The organism is Shewanella sp. N2AIL (assembly GCF_022690845.1).
In the GTDB taxonomy this organism is placed as follows: Bacteria; Pseudomonadota; Gammaproteobacteria; order Enterobacterales; family Shewanellaceae; genus Shewanella; species Shewanella baltica.
Genome location: NZ_JALBYT010000012.1, coordinates 101,448 through 121,188, shown reverse-complemented (window position 1 = coordinate 121,188; position 19,741 = coordinate 101,448). Strand labels below are relative to the sequence as shown.

13 protein-coding genes are annotated in these 19,741 nt (G+C 46.8%); 3 read left to right on the top strand and 10 right to left on the bottom strand.

The genetic code is table 11. From position 1 onward, the window contains the following. Positions 1-170: 170 nt before the first annotated feature. Entirely contained in the window at positions 171-2,063 is a 1,893-nt protein-coding gene (locus MO387_RS09490; protein ID WP_107948899.1) for a methyl-accepting chemotaxis protein, read from the top strand. Between the two features lie 125 nt (positions 2,064-2,188). Here the strand turns inward: MO387_RS09490 and MO387_RS09485 are convergent, their stop codons facing one another. Beyond that, complete coding sequence (locus tag MO387_RS09485) at positions 2,189-3,655, bottom strand: GGDEF domain-containing protein (RefSeq protein ID WP_107948904.1); 1,467 nt, start codon at positions 3,653-3,655, stop codon at positions 2,189-2,191. A gap of 295 nt (positions 3,656-3,950) precedes the next feature. Here MO387_RS09485 and MO387_RS09480 point away from each other — a divergent pair, with 295 nt between their 5' ends. Beyond that, positions 3,951-4,904: a DUF72 domain-containing protein gene (locus MO387_RS09480; protein WP_107948906.1), complete on the top strand. Its 954-nt coding sequence runs from the start codon at positions 3,951-3,953 to the stop codon at positions 4,902-4,904. A 73-nt stretch (positions 4,905-4,977) separates the two neighbouring features. Here MO387_RS09480 and MO387_RS09475 read toward each other — a convergent pair whose 3' ends face one another. The 3 genes from MO387_RS09475 to MO387_RS09465 all read right to left on the bottom strand — a co-directional run bounded on the left by MO387_RS09475 (position 4,978) and on the right by MO387_RS09465 (position 8,478). Next, positions 4,978-5,826 (bottom strand): isocitrate lyase/phosphoenolpyruvate mutase family protein, encoded by an 849-nt coding sequence (locus MO387_RS09475; protein ID WP_107948909.1) that lies wholly within the window; start codon positions 5,824-5,826, stop codon positions 4,978-4,980. A gap of 134 nt (positions 5,827-5,960) precedes the next feature. Further along, complete coding sequence (locus MO387_RS09470) at positions 5,961-7,430, bottom strand: inorganic phosphate transporter (RefSeq protein ID WP_107950302.1); 1,470 nt, start codon at positions 7,428-7,430, stop codon at positions 5,961-5,963. A gap of 232 nt (positions 7,431-7,662) precedes the next feature. Next, positions 7,663-8,478: a helix-turn-helix transcriptional regulator gene (locus tag MO387_RS09465; protein WP_107948911.1), complete on the bottom strand. Its 816-nt coding sequence runs from the start codon at positions 8,476-8,478 to the stop codon at positions 7,663-7,665. A gap of 84 nt (positions 8,479-8,562) precedes the next feature. Here MO387_RS09465 and MO387_RS09460 point away from each other — a divergent pair, with 84 nt between their 5' ends. Next, complete coding sequence (locus MO387_RS09460) at positions 8,563-9,279, top strand: type 1 glutamine amidotransferase (protein WP_107948913.1); 717 nt, start codon at positions 8,563-8,565, stop codon at positions 9,277-9,279. Between the two features lie 96 nt (positions 9,280-9,375). Here MO387_RS09460 and MO387_RS09455 read toward each other — a convergent pair whose 3' ends face one another. The 6 genes from MO387_RS09455 to prfB all read right to left on the bottom strand — a co-directional run bounded on the left by MO387_RS09455 (position 9,376) and on the right by prfB (position 19,409). Beyond that, on the bottom strand, positions 9,376-11,064 hold the full coding sequence (locus tag MO387_RS09455; protein ID WP_242326224.1) for a glucan biosynthesis protein D: 1,689 nt from the start codon (positions 11,062-11,064) through the stop codon (positions 9,376-9,378). A gap of 461 nt (positions 11,065-11,525) precedes the next feature. Then, positions 11,526-11,960: a PaaI family thioesterase gene (locus MO387_RS09450; RefSeq protein ID WP_242326222.1), complete on the bottom strand. Its 435-nt coding sequence runs from the start codon at positions 11,958-11,960 to the stop codon at positions 11,526-11,528. A 183-nt stretch (positions 11,961-12,143) separates the two neighbouring features. Beyond that, positions 12,144-14,309, bottom strand: a complete 2,166-nt coding sequence (katG, locus tag MO387_RS09445) for a catalase/peroxidase HPI (RefSeq protein ID WP_242326220.1) — start codon at positions 14,307-14,309, stop codon at positions 12,144-12,146. A 310-nt stretch (positions 14,310-14,619) separates the two neighbouring features. Then, positions 14,620-16,092 carry a carbon starvation CstA family protein gene (locus MO387_RS09440; protein ID WP_107948922.1) on the bottom strand — a complete coding sequence of 491 codons (1,473 nt, stop codon included), beginning with the start codon at positions 16,090-16,092 and terminating at the stop codon, positions 14,620-14,622. Between the two features lie 687 nt (positions 16,093-16,779). Next, the gene (gene lysS / locus MO387_RS09435) at positions 16,780-18,282 is read right to left on the bottom strand and encodes a lysine--tRNA ligase (RefSeq protein ID WP_107948925.1); all 1,503 of its coding nucleotides are present in this window, start codon (positions 18,280-18,282) and stop codon (positions 16,780-16,782) included. 28 nt (positions 18,283-18,310) lie between these two features. After that, positions 18,311-19,409 (bottom strand): peptide chain release factor 2 gene (gene prfB / locus MO387_RS09430; RefSeq protein WP_006080387.1). Its coding sequence is split into 2 segments (ribosomal slippage): positions 18,311-19,333 and positions 19,335-19,409, totalling 1,098 coding nucleotides; the frame shifts between segments, so codons are not numbered across the junction. Positions 19,410-19,741: the final 332 nt, after the last annotated feature.

Here is a 19,741-nt window from a genome sequence, read left to right as displayed (position 1 = left end):
GCTCACTCAATCGTTATTAACATAGAAATCATATGATTATAAAAATTTTAAATTATGGGCGTCACGTCTAAATTTATTACTATAATTCACTCATGGTTTAATGTTTTTCCCCTTGCTGCCGCTATACTAAAACAACGTTAGAGAGCTAACGGAATATAAAGGAATAGATTATGCGATCGACACTCAAAACACGGCTGCTGTTCAGCAGTCTTTCCGCTGTACTGATCACTATTGCTGTACTCGTAAGTATCTCTAGTTATTTCATTAGAAATAATGCGTTAGAAAACACTCAACATGAAATTGACCAACTGGCGAATACCTTTTCATCCGGCATTGGTCAGTGGATGCAAGACAGAAAAATGGCCATTACCAGCCTAAAACAAGCCATTGAAGCCGATCCTAGTACAAACGTTACCCCTCATTTACTGCAAGCGCATACTGCGGTGGACTTTGCCCTCACCTATTATGGCGACGAGCAAGGCAACATGTATCGTCAAGATCCGTCTCTGAATACTGCGAATTATGATCCCCGCGTTCGCCCTTGGTATATGGACGCTAAAGCTGCCGGTAAAATGATCATGACGGCGCCCTACGTCAGCGCCACACTGAAAAAACAAGTTGTGACCATTGCAGAGCCTGTAATGAGTTCTGGCCGGCTGATAGGCGTGACCGCAGCGAACTTAACCATAGATCAATTGACCGATGCGGTGCAGCGCCTTGAAGTGCCGGGCGAAGGTTATACCTTGATGGTCGATACTGCGGGACTCATCATCAGTCATCCCAATAGTCAGCTCAATACCCAACAACTCACGAAAATTGATAGTGATTTTAGCAATAGCTGGTTATCGCAACGCACCAATGCCAATACCATGGAAGAACGCACCCTAGATGGCGCCACTAAATTAGTCTATGTCGCGGCAATTCCCTCAACGGACTGGGCGCTGATTTTCGTGATGGATAAACAAGAAATCATGTCACAGGCAACCGATCTTGCCTGGTGGATGTCGGCCGTAGGTGTCGCCCTATTAGTGCTATTTGGCTTGATTTTAATCGCGATTTTCAAAATCCAATTCAAAGATCTCGAACGCGTTGCCCAAGCACTCAATGATATCGCCGAAGGTGATGGCGACCTAACGGTACGCATTCATACTGCCAACAGTCACGATGAAATTGGTATGTTGGCATCGGGCTTTAACCGCTTTGTGGAACGTCTCCACGGCATGATTTCCCGCATGCACAAGATTGCAGGTCAATTGGAGCATCAAGCCCAAGGCAGCAGTGCTTCGGCCACAGACAACAGCCAACGCATTGAAGTACAACAAGATGAAGTGACTATGGTCGCCACGGCTGTCACCGAAATGGCCAGTGCCACCGAAGAGATTGCCAGCAACGCCGAGCACACAGCACAAACGGCGCAAAATGCAGTCGGGCTTTCGAATCATGGCCACAAACAAGTCGCCCAGAGTCAGCAATCTATCCGTAATTTAGCCAGTGAAGTTGAAACTGCCGGCCGAATTATCGGTGAACTGAATGAGCACTCACAGAAGATCAACAGTATTCTGTTAACGATCAGTGGCATCGCCGAACAAACCAACTTACTCGCACTCAACGCGGCCATTGAAGCCGCGCGTGCGGGTGAACAGGGCCGCGGTTTTGCTGTGGTTGCCGATGAAGTTCGAGTACTGTCACAACGTACCCATTCATCGACCCAAGAAATTCAAGCGATGATCGAAACCCTCCAACAAACCGCCGGCAAAGCCGTTAAATCTATGACTCAGAGTCATGAAATGGCAGAAACCAGTGTGGCCGACGCCAATTCCGCCAGCGAAAGTCTGTTGCTGATCAGTAAAGCCATTAATGATATTTCAGATATGGCGAGCCAAATTGCCACGGCAGCTGAAGAGCAAACTTCAGTCACCAGCGAAATCAACCGCAATACGGAGTCGATTCGTGAAGTGTCGGAGAATCTCTCGATTGAGGCGCAAACCTCTATGGTGCAAGCGCAGGAACTCGCCCACTTAGCCGCGTCATTACAGCAGGAAGTGAATCGCTTCAAACTGTAGAGTCATCACGGACTCTATACCCTGATACCGTAAAACCGCTACATACAATAATGCCCGCGAATGTCACTGACATTCGCGGGCATTTCTTTATACATTCCAGTAACTCCAACTCGCCTCAATCGAACTCACACTATCTTAGTCGCCTTGTTTTCAAGGTTATTTAACTCAGTGTCTTTTAACTCAGCGCTCTTTAACTCAGGAGCCGCTGTCAGAGGATCTGCATGCAGACTTCTTAGCCCTTGATAGCCCATTTCAATGCGATTGCCCCCATTTTTCTTAGCCTTATACATGGCCGCATCCGCACAGGAAAGTAACTGTTTTTCGTCCGTGCCGTGCTCTGGATACAAGGCAATACCGATACTCGGTAAAATATGGATTTGCTGATCGGTAAGCTCAAAGGGTTGATTGAGCACTTGTAATATTTTTTGCGCTGCCAACAGGGTATTCTGTGCCGAATCAACGCGCTCGAGTAAGATGACAAACTCGTCGCCCCCAAAACGCGCTACGGTATCAGAGCCCCTTACACAGCTGACAATACGTTGTGCTGTCACTTGCAGCAATAAATCGCCCACACTATGGCCAAAGGTATCGTTCACCCACTTAAACTTATCTAAGTCTAAATAAAGTAAAGAGAAATAACTTGATTCCCTATGGGCTCGGGATAGTGCCTTTTGAAACCTGTCGTAAAAAAGCTCACGATTGGGCAACAGGGTTAGCTGATCATACAGCGCAATATGCTCTAATCGCGCAAGCATTTGTCGGCGTTCAATCGCAAAGGCAATTTGCGTAGAAACAAACTCCAATAGCTCACGGTCTTGGTGCGTATAAGAAGCCGAAGTGGGCAAGCTATGCATCATCAAGGCACCGATAACACCTTTTTGCAGCTTTAGCGGCACACCCAACCAACTTAAATTGCCATTACCCAGCTCTTCGCGAATCGCTTGAGGATACTCAGATAAGGTCACGGGACACAGGAGTAAAGATTCTGCACTGTGGATCACTTGTTCGGTGAACAGGCTGAAACTTGCAATATCGACCAGTGAATTATCACCCGCAGCGGCTTTGTAAGGGAAACTGAGTTCATTTAAATCTTGATCGTACAATGCGATGGCAAAGTTTGCCGCGGGCAGCAATTTTGCAATGATTTCATGGATACGACGATATAGGGCTAGCAAGTCCTCAGCGACATGCACAGCTTCAGAAATCTCATACAGTGCAGCTTGTCTGCGTTCGGCGTTTTTACTCTTAGAGATATCTCTGGCGACCGCGACGCGTTGTTGGTAAGCATCGGACCAGCGTGCGGACCACAAAATATCGACAATGACGCCGTCTTTACGCACATAACGGTTTTCGAAATCGACCTTATAGCGGCCAGTCATAATCTCATTGGCGGTTGCGAGTGTGCGCTCTCTATCCTCAGGAATAACAAGATCGAGCATCTGCATGCCAATCATTTCTTCTGGGGTATAGCCAAAAATGCGTTCTGCCCCGGCACTGACAAATTCAAACCGCCCAGCTTTATCGACGACGCAAATAGCATCCAAGAGAAGGTCGATAAAATTGCTTAGGGAAGTGTAGCCATCATTATTCACGCAGTTCTCCAATAAACGTCTGTCTTTGGCTAAATCTTAAACTCGATCATAAGCATAAAAATAGTAATAACGCACTATTAGAGTAGGTTAATTTTCAATGTCATTCCAGAGTTGGCCAAGTTAAGTCCAGCTTTTACAGGATTAAATGCACAACAAAATCAAATACAATACCTCAAGCCATCAGCGGCTCGATTTGACTCTAGACTATTATTATCGGCACAATGCCCCCAAACTCTAGCCTACATAAGGCTAGAGTTACATTGGCAAATGTGAATAATTTTTAAGGAATTTATTTTTGGATGAGTTGCGTTCTGGGTTAGATAAACCCAGCCATTTTCGCCTTGGACTAGCCATGTGGTCACACTCGAATTGGCAAGAGAGTGTTTATGGCCATGGGATTAAACAAGCGGAGCGACTCGCCCGTTACGCCACAATATTCAACACCGTCGAAGGTAATACCAGCTTCTACGCAACGCCTGCACTGCAAACCGTGATGAACTGGCACAGTGCCACGCCCGATGATTTTCGCTTTACCTTCAAGCTGCCGCAAACCATTACTCACCAAAGACTATTGCAACACTGCGGCCAAGAGTTGAAGGATTTTTTCCAAGTAATGGCGCCATTAATCGATAAAACGGGGATCTGGAAAATTCAACTTCCCGCCCATTTCGGCCCAGAAAACTTACCTGTGTTAGCGCAATTTCTCAATCAAGTCCCCCAAGGATTAACCTATGGCGTTGAAGTCAGGCATGCAGCGTTTTTTGCGAAGGGAGACGCCGAGCGCGCACTCAATCGATTACTTATCGATAAAAAAGTGAATCGCATCATCATGGATAGCAGACCCTTGTTTGCCCTGCCGCCCAGCAACGCCGCCATTATCGACGCCCATAAGAAAAAGCCGCGGGTGCCAGTGCATGCGATTGCCACCGCCAATTATCCTGTGGTGCGCTTTATCGGCCAACCAGACGATGCCGTAGCACAACTCGCGCAGCAAGGTGTTAGCGCTTTGCCTAAGAATAACGATGCCTTTTTTGATAATTGGCTAACCCAGCTCCCGCTGTGGCTCGCAGAAGGTCGAGAGCCCTATCTGTTTATTCATACTCCCGATAATGAAACCGCGCCTGAATTGGCCATCCGTCTCTATCAAACATTGCGCAGCCAAATTGCAGCGCAGATTCAACTCGCCGAGTTAAGCCTACTTGAGAAGATACCTGAGGAGACAAGTACGCAGATGGGACTTGCTTGGTAAAAGGGCGCGAGGTAAAACAGACGTAAGAAGAAACCCACGGCAAGCTCGCCGTGGATATAGATTAAAAACAGCTTTAACTCGGGATAAATAAGTTATTCATTCGTTCAAAATCAAGGGTAATGGCTTTAGGTATTGAACCGTTATCAACGGCAATAACCGCATCTTTTGGCTGCAGCTGAAACGGCTTTGCCTTAATTGAATTTAACAAAATTGGATTAAACAAAGTGTCATAGGCTTGTAAAAATGAAGCCGGACCGGTGGAAAAACGCTGCACACCTGCGGCAAATAACTCGCCGATATCCATCTGCTCATTCAATAGCATAAAATTCAGTGGCATATCCACAGCGGCAGACAAGCGCTTAGCGGTCTCGACCTGATTAGCCCCAGGGATAAAGCCGCCATCCGCGCCCGCAGCCTGATATTGAGTTAACCTATCGATAGTCATAGCGACCGCGGCATCACCACTGGCTAAGCCCAGTAAATACACATCGGTTCGCGCATTAATAAATAATCCTTGGCAACGAGGATGGGCGCGAATAGCTTTAATTTTTGCCACCATCTCAGCAACACCTGCACAGCCATCCTCAATATTAATCCCTGCTACGCCAAGCTCAGCGAGCTGCGCAACAAAAGCAGCAACCTCATCGGGATCTTGGCTATAACCGGATTCAATATCTAGCGTCACTGACACTCGGCTCAACCGTAGGATATGGTTCACTGCGTCCAATAAGGCCGCTTTAGGTAGCGCTTGGCCATCGGGATAACCGAGCGACCAAGCCAATGCCGCGCTACTGGTCGCAATCGCACGGGCGCCCGATGCTTGGATGATGGCCGCACTGGCGGCATCCCAAACGTTAGTTAATATCAGCGGCTCTGATTGTTGGTGTAGTGCTTTGAAAAGTATTCTAAATTGCTCAGCCATCTTATGTCCTTGTTGGTGTTGAAAGCTCAACTCTAACAAGATGGCTTAGGTCATTATCGCGGAAAACGGCACTGAACCTAAACGCCAAGCGCTCAAGGCTTGGCTATGTGTGCATTCAACTTGAGTATTCTTAGCTAACCCCAAAGTGCATTGGCAAGGATAAACACGCACGCAGAGAGCAACATAGTAATAGGAAGCGTCAGCAGCCAAGCGAGCATGATTTGCTTAATTGTTTGGATCTGAAGCCCCGAACGATTAGCCACCATAGTGCCCGCAACGGCGGAAGATAAAATATGAGTCGTCGACACTGGCATGCCCGTCATACTGGCAATCCCAATCGATACGGCAGCGGTGACCTGTGCGGCAATGCCTTGGCTGTAGGTCATACTCGATGAACCAATTTTTTCCCCAACGGTATACACAATCCGTCGCCAGCCCACTAGCGTGCCGCAACCCAGCGCAGTCGCAATGGCAATAATCACCCAAAGTGGCGCATATTCTGTGGTGCGGGTGAGATCCTTGCGCCATTTAGCCAATGAGGTTAGATCTTTCGCGGGGAGATCTAACTTCGCTACTTGGCGGGCTGTATCATCGATACAAAGGAGTAACCGACGCACCTCGCGCCGCTCTTGTACATCCATGTCTTTGTAAGTCGAGACTTTTGCCAAGCGGCGGTCAAGTAGCGACATCGCAGGTAATACATTTTCAGATGAGCAATGGGCCAGCATATATTCGGGGACGTTTGCTGAAGCGCTAAAGTCGATCACATCCGCGATCACGGCTTGGTTACGATCGTAAATCGCCATAATGCGCCGATTGGCATCTTGAGTTCTTTCCAAATCATAGGGTTGACTCCCCATGTCCAAGGCAAAATACGCTGGAGCCATACAAATCAGCACTAGCATCACTAGGCCTATGCCCTTCTGTCCATCGTTCGAACCATGGGCAAAACTCACCCCCATAGCAGAGACAATTAAACTCGCCCTTGCCCAAAATGGCGGGTGTTTTTTGCCATTAATCTGCATCTGCTCATCGGGAGTGCGGTGAATTTTATGTTTCTGCCAGACATATTTCATGATGAGCAGAAAAATCCCCGCCATCACAAAACCTAAGGTCGGCGAAATGATTAAGGACAACATGATCTGCGAGGCTTTAGAGACATTAATGCCCTGCAAGATAGGCTGATGATTCATCCACGCGAACGCGCCGCCCACGCCCATTATTGACCCAATCAAGGTATGGGAACTCGATGCTGGAATACCGAAATACCAAGTGCCTAAGTTCCAGATAATTGCCGAAAACAGCAAAGAAAAGACCATCAATAAACCTTGGGTCGAATCCATGCCGAGCAAGGAATCTACCGGCAATAAATGCACTATCGCATAGGCCACACCTAAACCACCTAATAGCACACCCGCAAAGTTAAAGAGTGCGGAGGTAGCAACAGCAAGATTGGCCGGCATCGCCTTGGTATAGATAACTGTCGCCACCGCATTGGCGGTGTCGTGGAAACCATTGATGAACTCGTATGCCAATACAAACAGTATCGCAAGCACTAAACCCACAGACCAAGCAAAGCCTAACGTAGTGAACATTTCAAACATAACATACTGACCCATGGCGAGAACGCCCACAGATTACGCCTATATTTGGCCTCTTTTACAGTGAAAAATTATTTAGATTGTCAAAAAGTGAATTAGTCCTCAATAACTCAGTCGTATGCTTGCAATTGATGATTATATTCAACGATATGAATAACCGCGAATAAAATCCATAAAGCATTGATTCAAATTAAAAAGTCAGATGAAATGCTCGTTATCATAGGTCGTAACTGCGTTATATCCCATGATCGCCTAACCGAAATCGCTGTGGCGTCATTCCAAAACGCTCCTTGAAAGCTTTGATATAGGATGAATCATTTTGATAACCGATTTGGTGAGCCACATTCTGTATTGATAGGTCTGTGGCCAATAACGACAGCGAATAGATCAGCCGCAAATGTTGACGCCATAAGACGAATGAGGAACCAAACTCCCTCACAAATAACCTCGACAATGTTCGTTCCGATGCCCCAACCATCTCACCCCATTTCGCTAAAGAGAAATCTAAAGCTGGTGTTTGGGTTAAATGCTCAAAGATCAATTTTAGGCGCCTATCTTGCGGTATCAGTAACTTAAAGGTCTGTCCTTGCGCACTATTAATTTGATCGTATAACACCTCAAGCAAACGCTGTATTGCCGCCAGAGCCATTGGCTCAACATTCGTTGGGGGATTAAAAACACATTGTTTTCTAAGCGTTAGCACCAACTCCCTAAGAAAAGCACTCATAGCGACGGGCTTTATCATGGCGCCATAATCTCGGCCATACATAGGATTCAAATAGACACCAATAAAGCAGGTATCTGTAATCGCAACAGACTCATGCATGACACCTGCAGGTACAAAAAGCGCTGTGGTATGGGGAACCAAAAACAGTGCCCCATTTGCCTCTGTCTGTAACAGACCTTGGAGCGGAAAAATAAGCTGATGCCAACAGTGCTGGTGTAAAGCATCCACATACCCCTTCTGCATCTCAATCGTTTTTACAAAGGAAGGCATATTAGGCGCTTGCTCAATCATGGTGTTAATCGAATCGAGTTGGCGATTTAGCATTATTACTTGTCCATATAACGTTATTCAGCCAAATAAAAAGGATTGTAGCATAGCGTTATCCCATAAAAGACACAGGAAAACTCGATGCGCATTCATTGCATTATCCATGAAAGCTATGAAGGTCCAGGCTATTTTAGCGATTGGGCCGCAAGCAAAAACTACAGTATGAGCTTTAGCAAAATCTATCTAAATGAAGCTTTACCCGACAATAGTGATGGTTTTGATCTATTAATTATCCTCGGTGGCCCCCAATCTCCCGCGACATGCCAAAGCGATTGTCCATATTTTGATAGCCAAGCAGAACAAAGGTTTATCAGACAAGCTATCCAAAAAAATAAAGCCGTTGTGGGGGTTTGTCTTGGCGCACAGCTAATCGGTGAGGCATTAGGCGCCCGTTATCAAAAGAGCCCGCATACCGAGATTGGTTACTTCCCCATAGAGCTAACGGCGGCAGGAAAAAGTGATGTTAGCCTTAAGTCATTTTCGACCACTGAAGTGGTCGGCCACTGGCATAACGACATGCCAGGCCTCACTCCCGATTGCGAAGTGCTCGCCACAAGTGAAGCTTGCCCACGGCAAATTGTACGTTACACAGATTTAGTTTTTGGATTTCAATGCCATCTTGAATTTATCAGTAGCCAATTAGCGCCATTAATTGCCCAAGAAAGTGCTTTTTCTAGCACACAGAAAATGCCCTATATTCAAAGCCCTGAGTTCATCGTGGGACAATCAACGACTCGAATGAATCAGTTGCTAGGGCATTTTTTAGATAATCTAGTCTTAGCCTATCAAGCCATATAACCCAAAAACCTGCAGAGGCAGGATTCAGTGAGCTAAGCCAAAACAAAAACGCCAGCTAAGTTAGCTGGCGTTTTAGATTAATGACTCACTAATCGCTTATTGCAGATGACCCGCATTGTGCAATTCACGATCATCCTTAGCGGGCGGATTCCACTGATACATCCAAGTTTCAGACAATGGCTGACCATCGACTTCCAAATAGACTCTCAGGTTAATCGGCTCAGTACCGTCTCCGGGTGGCACTACGTCAAACATAGCGCGGTAACCATTAATTGAAGCTAACGGACGGGCAGATTCAATTTCGACTTTGCCTTCAGATGCAGTGATCACGGCTTTTACTTGGGTGTCTTTGCCTATCATAGGCAAAGTGCCGCCCGCGAAATCCACCACAAAACGCTTACTGTAGTATTTGCGTTTCTGGCCAACTACGCCGCCAATCCCGGTGAAGGTATCAACAACGCGAGCACGGGGTGATTGAACCGGTGGAATGCCGCCCCAATACATGTTGTAGCTATACAGCAGCTCTTGACCCGGAACAATCGGCTCAGCAGGATTCCAAAATGCGACTATGTTATCAAAGGTTTCATCCAGTGTTGGGATTTCAACTAACTGCACCGAACCTTTGCCCCAACTGCTTGTTGGTTCAATCCACAGGCTTGGGCGTTTATCATAAAACACGCCATCGTCCTGATAGTGATCGAAGTTACGGTCACGTTGCAGTAAGCCAAAACCTTTTGGATTCTCATCGCTATAGGCGTTGAATCGTAGGTTTTCTGGGTTACCTAGTGGACGCCAAATCCATTCACCATTACCCGTGTGCATGGCTAAGCCATCGGTATCATGGATTTCTGGACGCCAGTCGTAACCGGTGCGGCGATCGTTCTCACCCACCATAAACATACTGGTCAATGGCGCTACGCCTAAACGTTCAATCGCTTTACGTGGATAAACAGCCACATCCACCTTCATTTTTAAACGCTCACTCGGCTCGATATCGAAACGGTAAGCACCTGTCACACTCGGAGAGTCTAACAAGGCATACACAGTCGTGATGTTCGATCCTGGTTTAGGTTTTTCTAACCAGAAGTCGGTGAACATTGGAAACTCTTCAGGTTTTGGCAGCGCAGTATCCACCGCTAAACCACGAGCCGACAGGCCGTATTGCATCTCGTGACCCACTGCGCGGAAATAACTGGCGCCAAGGAAGGCGACAACGTCACGTTCCCAATCGGTATTGAACTGCATACGGAAACCCGCAAAGCCAAGATCCTTAGGCAACTGACTGCCTTTCACCTTTGACTTACCGTAATCGAACATAGAAGGCGAATAGTCGATTAACTTAGCCTTGCCTTCATTCAATTCATAAATGTGAATTGGCGTGTCGAAATACAGCCCTAGGTGGAACAGCTCAGCACGAAACTCCGAGTCCTGATCGCGCCACAGTGCGGCTTTTTTCTTAAAGTGGAATTGTTGGTAATCATCCCAGCTCATGCCCTGAAGGCTTTTAGGCAATTCGCCTTTATGGCTTTCATAGGGTTGTGCTGCCATAGTACGGGCATAGCCCTTAAGCCAAGCGTAACTGAACTCTTCACCTTCTTGTGGTGACACCTGCTTACCCGCTGCACACGCCGAAAGACTCAGCAATACGCTACAGGTTAACAATACGCTGCCAACCATGCGCTGCAAACGGCCGCGACGAGAGGAGGATTGGGCTTCAATCGAAGGTACTGTCACCATCGATTGTTGGTAAACGTTTCTTTGTTCGGGAAATAAATTGGGTTGCATAAGCAGACTCTGAATTGGTGTAACTTCCTGACACTTCCCTGCAAATGTAACCAAATTGCAGTGATGGCCCTGTGGAGAACTGTTGATGACAGAGGTAACAATACAGCGATCAGCAACAATTCGCCAGAATCTAGCATACTTTCTGTCGAATGGAATATCGCATGCTAGCTATTTTCAATCTTGAAGCCTATTTATGAAAATATGATTAAAAAATTCCGTTATTTACTGAATTAACATCTATATAAATCCTTACCGCTAACAATGCAATTACCGATTTGATTGCTGGTGCTAACGCGATGTTTGATTGCTGATGCTAGCGCGATAATAGCGCTCAGATTCGGCATGAGTTAACTCATCAATCCATGGCTTAAACTCGAAGAGGCCGTATCGCCGCAGCAAGCGATGGAAAAGCCAAGGCAAAGTGCAGCACAGATACCACTGCATGAGCGCATTGAATCGGTTTACGGCCTTAAAATCATGCAGGTCGCCGTGGCGGTAGCCAGTAATTTTCCATCCTGCGTTTTTAGCGTGCCTTCCGAAATTCCTAAGGACTTAGACAGATTAATCACTCTGCCCTCGGCCACTAACACTTGATGCTTAGGCACAGGTCGAATCATTTTAATATTCAAATCGATAGTACCGTAACCCACACCCGCTTCGAGCAAAGTGTGCACGGCGCAGCCAGTAACAGAATCCAGTACAGTGGCAGCGAAACCACCATGAACGCCGCCCAGCGGATTCAGATGCTTATCATCGGCTGTCGCATGAAACAGCACTGAACCTTCTTCGGCTTGAATCAATGACATGGGCATAGTCTGGGTGATCGAAGGTGCGGGCAGTTCGCCCTTTGCCATCGCCTGTAAAATAGCTAAACCCGACATTTGCTGAATGTTCATATTCCTATCCTAAATTGATAAACACCATTACAGATTAATAAAAATGACCGCATAACCACAGAGGGTTAGGCGATCATTTGACTGACAATCCACTTAAGTGCTAAGCCAACCTCAACACTACAAGGCTTAAATTGGATCCATTAACCACTAAAATAAGACTAACAATATCAGTTAAAGCTAGGCTCAGCGGAGATCAAACCTGTCTAAGTTCATCACCTTAGTCCAAGCCGCGATAAAGTCATCGATAAATCGCAGCTGCGCATCACCGCTCGCGTACACTTCTGCAAGCGCACGCAGCTGCGAGTTAGAACCAAAGATCAAATCAACCCGCGACGCCGTCCATTTTGGCTCTCCGCTAACGCGATCCACGCCCTCAAACCTATCCTCCGCTTTTGAAGTGGGTTTCCACGTCGTGCCCATATCCAGCAAGTTAACGAAAAAGTCGTTGGTCAAAAACTCAGGACGCGCAGTCAATACACCTGTCTTAGATTGATCAGCGTTAGTATCTAACACCCGCAACCCGCCGATGAGTACCGTCATTTCCGGTGCGGTTAAGGTCAGTAATTGTGCCCTATCGACCAATAACTCCTCCGCAGATACCGAAAATTGAGTGGGATGATAATTTCTAAAGCCATCGGCGACCGGTTCCAGTACCGCAAAAGATTCCACATCCGTTTGCGCTTGTGTGGCATCCATACGACCCGGCGTAAATGGAATAGTCACTTCAACTCCCGCATTTCTGGCCGCTTGGTCAATACCGACACAACCTGCCAGCACAATCAAATCAGCAAGGGAGATTTTTTTACCGCTTTTGTTGAACTCAGACTGAATGCTCTCAAGTACTTTCAGCACCTTAGCAAGTTGCTCAGGCTGGTTTACTGGCCAATCTTTTTGCGGCGCGAGACGAATTCGGGCACCGTTCGCACCACCGCGCATATCAGAACCACGGTAGGTCGAAGCAGAGGCCCAAGCGGTTGCTACTACTTCTGAAATCGTTAATCCAGAGCCAATAATCTTAAGTTTAAGATCCGTGACATCCTGCTCATCAACCAAGGGATGATCAACCGCTGGGATGGGATCTTGCCAAAGAAACTCTTCTGCTGGCACTTCAGGACCCAAATAGCGTGTACATGGCCCCATATCCCTGTGCGTCAGCTTGTACCAAGCCTTTGCAAAGATCTCAGCAAACTCATCAGGATTTTCAAAGAGTCGACGCGATATTTTCTCGTAATCAGGGTCGAAGATCAGTGCAAGGTCAGTGGTTAACATGGCCGGCACATGGCGTTTTGAGGCGTCGTGCGCATCGGGAATCACCCCTTTACCCGCACCATTTTTAGGTATCCACTGATGGGCGCCCGCTGGGCTCTTAGTCAGTTCCCATTCATAACCGAATAGATTTTCAAAGAAATTATTACTCCATTGGGTTGGCGTTGAGGTCCAAGTCACTTCAAGACCACTGGAAATAGCATCGCCACCTTTACCGCTTTTGTAGCTACTCTTCCAGCCTAGCCCTTGCTGCTCAATACTGGCGGCTTCAGGCTCTGGCCCTACTAACGCAGCATCACCTGCCCCATGGGTTTTACCGAAAGTATGGCCACCGGCAATCAGCGCCACAGTTTCTTCATCATTCATCGCCATGCGGGCAAAGGTTTCGCGAATATCAACGGCGGCAGCGAAGGGATCGGGATCGCCATTGGGTCCTTCTGGGTTGACGTAAATCAGCCCCATTTGCACTGCGGCGAGGGGATCTTCAAGATCCCGTTCACCAGAATAACGTTTATCGTCTAACCACTTATCTTCGGCTCCCCAGTAAATATCGGCTTCGGGTTCCCAAATATCCACCCGCCCACCGGCAAAACCTAAGGTTTTGAATCCCATAGATTCCAGCGCGACATTGCCCGTGAGGATTATCAAATCGGCCCAGGAGATTTTATTGCCATATTTTTGCTTTATCGGCCAGATAAGCCTGCGGGCTTTATCGAGGCTGACGTTGTCAGGCCAACTATTTAACGGCGCGAAACGTTGATTACCGCTGCCCGCACCGCCGCGTCCATCACCAGTGCGATAGGTGCCAGCGCTGTGCCAAGCCATACGAATAAATAGTGGTCCATAGTGGCCAAAGTCCGCTGGCCACCAGTCCTGTGAATCAGTCATTAATGCGAGGAGGTCTTGCTTTACCGCGGCCAAATCGAGGGATTTAAAGGCTTCAGCATAATTGAAGTCATCACCCATAGGATTCGACAAGGAAGAGTGCTGGTGCAGAATATCGAGCCGCAGCTGTTTAGGCCACCAATCTCGATTCGTGGTGCCACCAGCAGAATGATGCATAGGACATTTGTTCTCAGACATAACGTGCTCTCCTTCTGTTCGCAAAAAATATTCAAATAAATAAAAACTAAATGACTTTTGCTGCATGTTTGTACTGCATAACGTTCTCTATCACCGACTAATCGTTTCAATAGAGAAACAAAAACCAGTCTAACGACCTTACCTTACCTCTAGATGAAACGCGATGAATCATCCCATTAAATAATGTTCAGCAAACATTCCCCTTTATAAATTAAGATATTAAAGGATAGTCAAGTTACTGCTAATCATAAAAAACAAGGGCTGCAAAATGCAGCCCTTGTGTCTAAATGGCTAAACTTGGTGTAACGGACTAGTTGGCGTCTGCCACAGGTTTGCGTCGGTTGTGCGCAATAATCAGCGCGACTAAACAGATAACCCCGACTGCGATACCCACAGGCTGGCTCAAAGGTTGGGGTAAACCCAGACCAATACCCGCTGTCATAATGTAAGAAACTGTGACGCTAGTACCACCAATCGCTGGCAAGCTCACAATCCAATGGAAAGTCCCGCGGTCGAACAAATACTTAGTCGCTAACCACAACACACTGGTTGATAGCAGCATATTTGAGAAGGCAAAGTAGCGCCAAATCAAGGAGAAATCGATCTTCGTCATAAAGTACGCAATCGTTAGGATAGGTACAGCAACCAATAAACGATTACGCATGCTTTGTGGAATATGGAAGGCGTCGATAATCGTCAGGCGCAGCGAACGAAACGCAGTATCACCAGAGGTGATCGGGAAAATAGCCACGGCCACAATCGCCATAATGCCGCCCATCACACCGAGATACGTCGTCGCCACTTGGTTAACTACTAAACCTGGACCACCTTGGTCGAGCAAACTCTTAAGCTCAACATAACCACCAGGGAAAGCCGCGATACCCGCAGTAGCCCATACACAAGCAACAATACCTTCAGCAACCATAGCACCATAATACACAGGACGCACATACTTCTCGTTGGTCAAACAACGGGCCATGATGGGCGCTTGCGTCGAGTGGAAACCACTGATCGCACCACAGGTAATAGTCACAAACAATAGTGGCCATACCGGTAATCCGTCTGGATTTGGCTCAAGTAACTCATTGTTGTAGTGACTGTGATCGAAATAAGCAAACACATCGCCCATCTCAGGTAACTGCGGTGCATTGATCATCAGGGCAACCGCAATAGAAACCGTCATCACTATCATCAACAAACCAAATGCGGGATACAATTTAGTGATGATTTTATCGATCGGCAGCATAGTCGCCAAAAAGTAATAGGCTAAAATCACAAGTACCCAAAAGGTGTTATTGCCAAAGATAGTATCTTTGAAATAATCGAGATTACTCAGTAAACCTGCAGGGCTCATGATGAAGACCACGCCCACAAAAAACAGCAGCATGGCGGTAAACAGCAACATCACGCCTTTAAAGTAGATATTAAAGTAATGACCAGCTATCTCAGGCAAACTCTTACCGTCTTCTTTAATGCTGAGCACGCCAGAAAAATAATCATGCACCGCACCGCCTATAATGTTTCCCAGCACAATCCACACCAAGGCAATAGGACCGTATAAAGCACCGAGGATCGGACCAAAAATAGGCCCCACACCCGCAACATTGAGGAATTGGATCAGAAACGCTTTAGCTGGATGAACAGGCACATAATCAACACCATCTTCGAATTTTGCCTGTGGCGTCTTAGCTTTAGGATCGATACCCGCTTGACGTTCAACAAAGGGGCTATAGAACTTGTACGCAAGCACTAAGAGTGCGATACAAATAAAGAAAATTAACATTATTTAATTATCCATACTTTAGTAGGAGGTGATTTAATGGAGAGTTTCATTGAGTTAGCGACTGAGGTCAAGCAACACCCTATTAGACTAATGTCGGGTTGATTATCTGAAACTGCCACTGGGTCGGCATAGGTGAATATATGCGTTTAAAAATAGTTCATCGTACTGTTTATAACGTCAGTGATGCAGCCTGCTATTTTGGCATTCACTCATTGCCGCGTCTTAACCCCTTCAGCCTGGGTCTTCCCGTAAATCTTCTCTACCAATAATGAAATGAACACAGCCAATATCGTGTATAACTGGTGACTGGATGCTCTCACCTTGGCTGAGTATTTCCTGACATCCCAATATGAAACTCCAAGTTAAAACCACAATCGACACTCACAAACTAAACCCGCAATCTACACTACAATCGATAGCCACACCTGAAACTCACATGCCACTTGATGATGTTCATCTAACCTATTTTTAGGTTACTAGTGGTTCGACTCTAGCACGCATCATTTTTAACTATTCTAGAAAACAAAAAACCAGCCAAATGGCTGGTTTTTATGGGGCATATCATCGCCGTGATGGGTAGGTCATTCCTAAACTCACTGCAAACTCAACTTATTACGACTTGCTAGCAGCCGCGTAGCTAAGGCTAATGCAACAAAATGTACCAATGAAAAACCTGGTTCGACTGCATTACGCCTGTGGGCGCATCGCTGGGAACAGGATCACGTCACGGATAGTATGAGTGTTAGTGAACAACATCACTAAACGGTCGATACCAATACCTTGACCTGCCGTGGGTGGCAAACCGTGCTCTAGTGCAGTGATATAGTCTGCATCGTAGAACATGGCTTCGTCATCACCCGCATCTTTGGCGTCAACTTGTGCTTTAAAGCGGTTGTCTTGATCTTCAGCATCGTTCAGCTCGCTAAAGCCGTTAGCCACTTCGCGGCCACCGATGAAGAATTCGAAACGGTCAGTGATGAAATGGTTGTCATCGTTACGACGTGCCAGTGGTGAAATATCCGCAGGGTAGCCAGTGATGAACGTCGGTTGCATCAATTGCCATTCAGCAGTTTCACCGAAGATTTCTTCAAGCAGCTGACCACAAGTCCAGAACTTCTCAATCTTCATGCCTAAGCTTTTCGCCAAATCGCGCATGAATTCAACATCTTTCACTTGCTCATAGGTCATAGCTTGGATAGTCGCGTTATCAGGATTGTACTTCTGAATCGCTTCTAACATGCTTAAACGTGCGTATGGGCCGCCGAAATCGACTGTGTGCTCGCCGTATGGCATTTGCGCACTGCCAAGCAGTTCGATAGCAATCGAGCTGAGCATTTCTTCGGTTAAGTCCATCAGATCTTTATAGTCTGCATAAGCCATATAGAATTCCATCATAGTGAATTCTGGGTTATGACGTGGCGACAGACCTTCGTTACGGAAGTTACGGTTGATTTCGAACACACGCTCAAAACCACCAACCACTAAACGCTTCAGGTATAATTCTGGCGCGATACGCAGGTACATTGGCATGTCTAAGGCGTTGTGATGAGTGATGAAAGGACGGGCCGAAGCGCCACCTGGGATCACGTGCATCATAGGGGTTTCAACTTCCATGAACTCTTTTTTGATCATGAAGTTACGGATTGCAGAAACCACTTTAGAACGCATGATGAAAGCATTGCGTGAATCTTCGTTAACGATGAGATCCACGTAACGTTGACGGTAGCGCATTTCTTGATCGGCGAGACCATAATAGTCCGCAGGCAATGGACGCAGTGCTTTGGTCAGTAGCTCGTACTGTTCCATGTTGACGTATAAATCGCCTTTGCCAGACAAGTGCAGCTGACCGGTTACACCGATAATGTCACCGATATCCAGACCTTGAAAACGCTCTTTCAAATCAGCTTGTACGCTTTTTTCAGCATAGGCTTGAATACGGCCAGACACGTCTTGGATCACTAGAAAAGGACCACGTTTTGCCATAATGCGGCCAGCAATGCTGGTCTTAAAACCTAAGGCTTCGAGTTCTTCTTTAGTGTTATGACCATAAAGTGCTTGCAGTTCAGCCGCTTTATGGGTGCGACGGAAAGTATTTGGATGCGCATTAGCACTACAGTTTGGGCGGATGCTTTCTAGCTTGGCACGGCGCTCGGCGATCAGTTTGTTCTCATCAATTACTTGTTCAGTCATCTTATTTCTCGTCTATACCTTGAATTAATTACAGCCCAGATTTCAAACTGGCTTCGATAAACTTATCCAGATCGCCATCGAGTACCGCTTGAGTGCTACGGTTTTCAACGCCTGTGCGTAAGTCTTTAATGCGGGCATCGTCTAATACATAAGAGCGAATTTGACTGCCCCAGCCGATATCAGACTTAGCGTCTTCAGCGGCCTGTTTGTCGGCATTTTGCTTGAGCATTTCTAACTCAAACAGTTTTGCTTTCAGCTGCTTCATCGCAGCATCTTTGTTCTTGTGCTGTGAACGGTCGTTCTGACACTGCACGACTGTGTTAGTCGGTAAGTGGGTAATACGAATCGCCGATTCTGTTTTGTTAACGTGCTGACCACCCGCGCCCGATGCGCGGTAAGTGTCGATACGCAGATCCGATGGGTTGATATCGATAGTGATATCGTCGTCGATTTCTGGGTAAACGAACACAGAGCAGAATGACGTATGACGACGACCCGATGAGTCGAATGGCGACTTACGCACTAAGCGGTGCACGCCAGTCTCGGTACGCAACCAACCGAACGCATATTCGCCAGTAAACTTAATGGTCGCGCCTTTAATACCGGCCACATCACCATCGGTCACTTCCATCAACTCTGGGCTAAAACCATGGGCTTCGCCCCAACGCAGGTACATACGCAGCACCATGTTGGCCCAATCTTGGGCTTCGGTACCACCACTGCCAGACTGAATGTCTAAATAACAGTTTGACGCATCTTGCGGGCCGGAGAACATACGGCGGAATTCGAGATCGGCAAGTCGGCTTTCGAGATAATCCAGCTCTTTACTGGTTTCGTTGAACGTGTCTTCGTCTTCCTCTTCAATAGCCAACTCGAGTAAGCCTTCAACATCTTCAAGACCTGAGTCCATATCGTCTATGGTTTTGACCACAGCTTCTAGGCTGGCGCGCTCTTTGCCTAAGGCTTGGGCACGCTCTGGGTCATTCCACACTTCTGAACTTTCAAGCTCACGGGTAACTTCTTCTAGACGCTCATTTTTGGCATCGTAGTCAAAGATACCCCCTAAGAAGCTGCGTGCGCTCGGCAAGCTCCTTAATTTTGAATTTTACTGGATTAACTTCAAACATGAATTTTCAACTTTCTTTTATTTGGCCGCTTTAATTGATCTTCCACTAAAAGAGGCGATGATTAACAGTATTTGCAACCGCGCATTTTAACCTAACCAGGCTGGTAAACCTAGGGGGGCACTGTTCATTAAATGGGATAACAAGGATTAATTTCCGGCCTAAAAGACCACATTGCCACAGCCGAGACTAACAAAAAGCGCAGAGTTAAGACTGTGATCTTACTTAAATTTAGCCAAGCTAAGTGATTCAGTAGGCCAAACGCGACCCAAAGTACCACTTACCTGCCAAGAAAACATTCGTAATATCAATGAAATTACCACTAAAAAGCCCAA

Coding starts and splice junctions, on each gene's coding strand:
- MO387_RS09470 (WP_107950302.1), bottom strand. CDS start 7,430: ATGTTTGAAATGTTCACTACGTTAGGCTTTGCTTGGTCTGTGGGTTTA.
- MO387_RS09455 (WP_242326224.1), bottom strand. CDS start 11,064: ATGCAACCCAATTTATTTCCCGAACAAAGAAACGTTTACCAACAATCG.
- lysS (WP_107948925.1), bottom strand. CDS start 18,282: ATGACTGAACAAGTAATTGATGAGAACAAACTGATCGCCGAGCGCCGT.
- MO387_RS09465 (WP_107948911.1), bottom strand. CDS start 8,478: ATGCTAAATCGCCAACTCGATTCGATTAACACCATGATTGAGCAAGCG.
- MO387_RS09460 (WP_107948913.1), top strand. CDS start 8,563: ATGCGCATTCATTGCATTATCCATGAAAGCTATGAAGGTCCAGGCTAT.
- katG (WP_242326220.1), bottom strand. CDS start 14,309: ATGTCTGAGAACAAATGTCCTATGCATCATTCTGCTGGTGGCACCACG.
- MO387_RS09490 (WP_107948899.1), top strand. CDS start 171: ATGCGATCGACACTCAAAACACGGCTGCTGTTCAGCAGTCTTTCCGCT.
- MO387_RS09440 (WP_107948922.1), bottom strand. CDS start 16,092: ATGTTAATTTTCTTTATTTGTATCGCACTCTTAGTGCTTGCGTACAAG.
- MO387_RS09475 (WP_107948909.1), bottom strand. CDS start 5,826: ATGGCTGAGCAATTTAGAATACTTTTCAAAGCACTACACCAACAATCA.
- MO387_RS09450 (WP_242326222.1), bottom strand. CDS start 11,960: ATGAACATTCAGCAAATGTCGGGTTTAGCTATTTTACAGGCGATGGCA.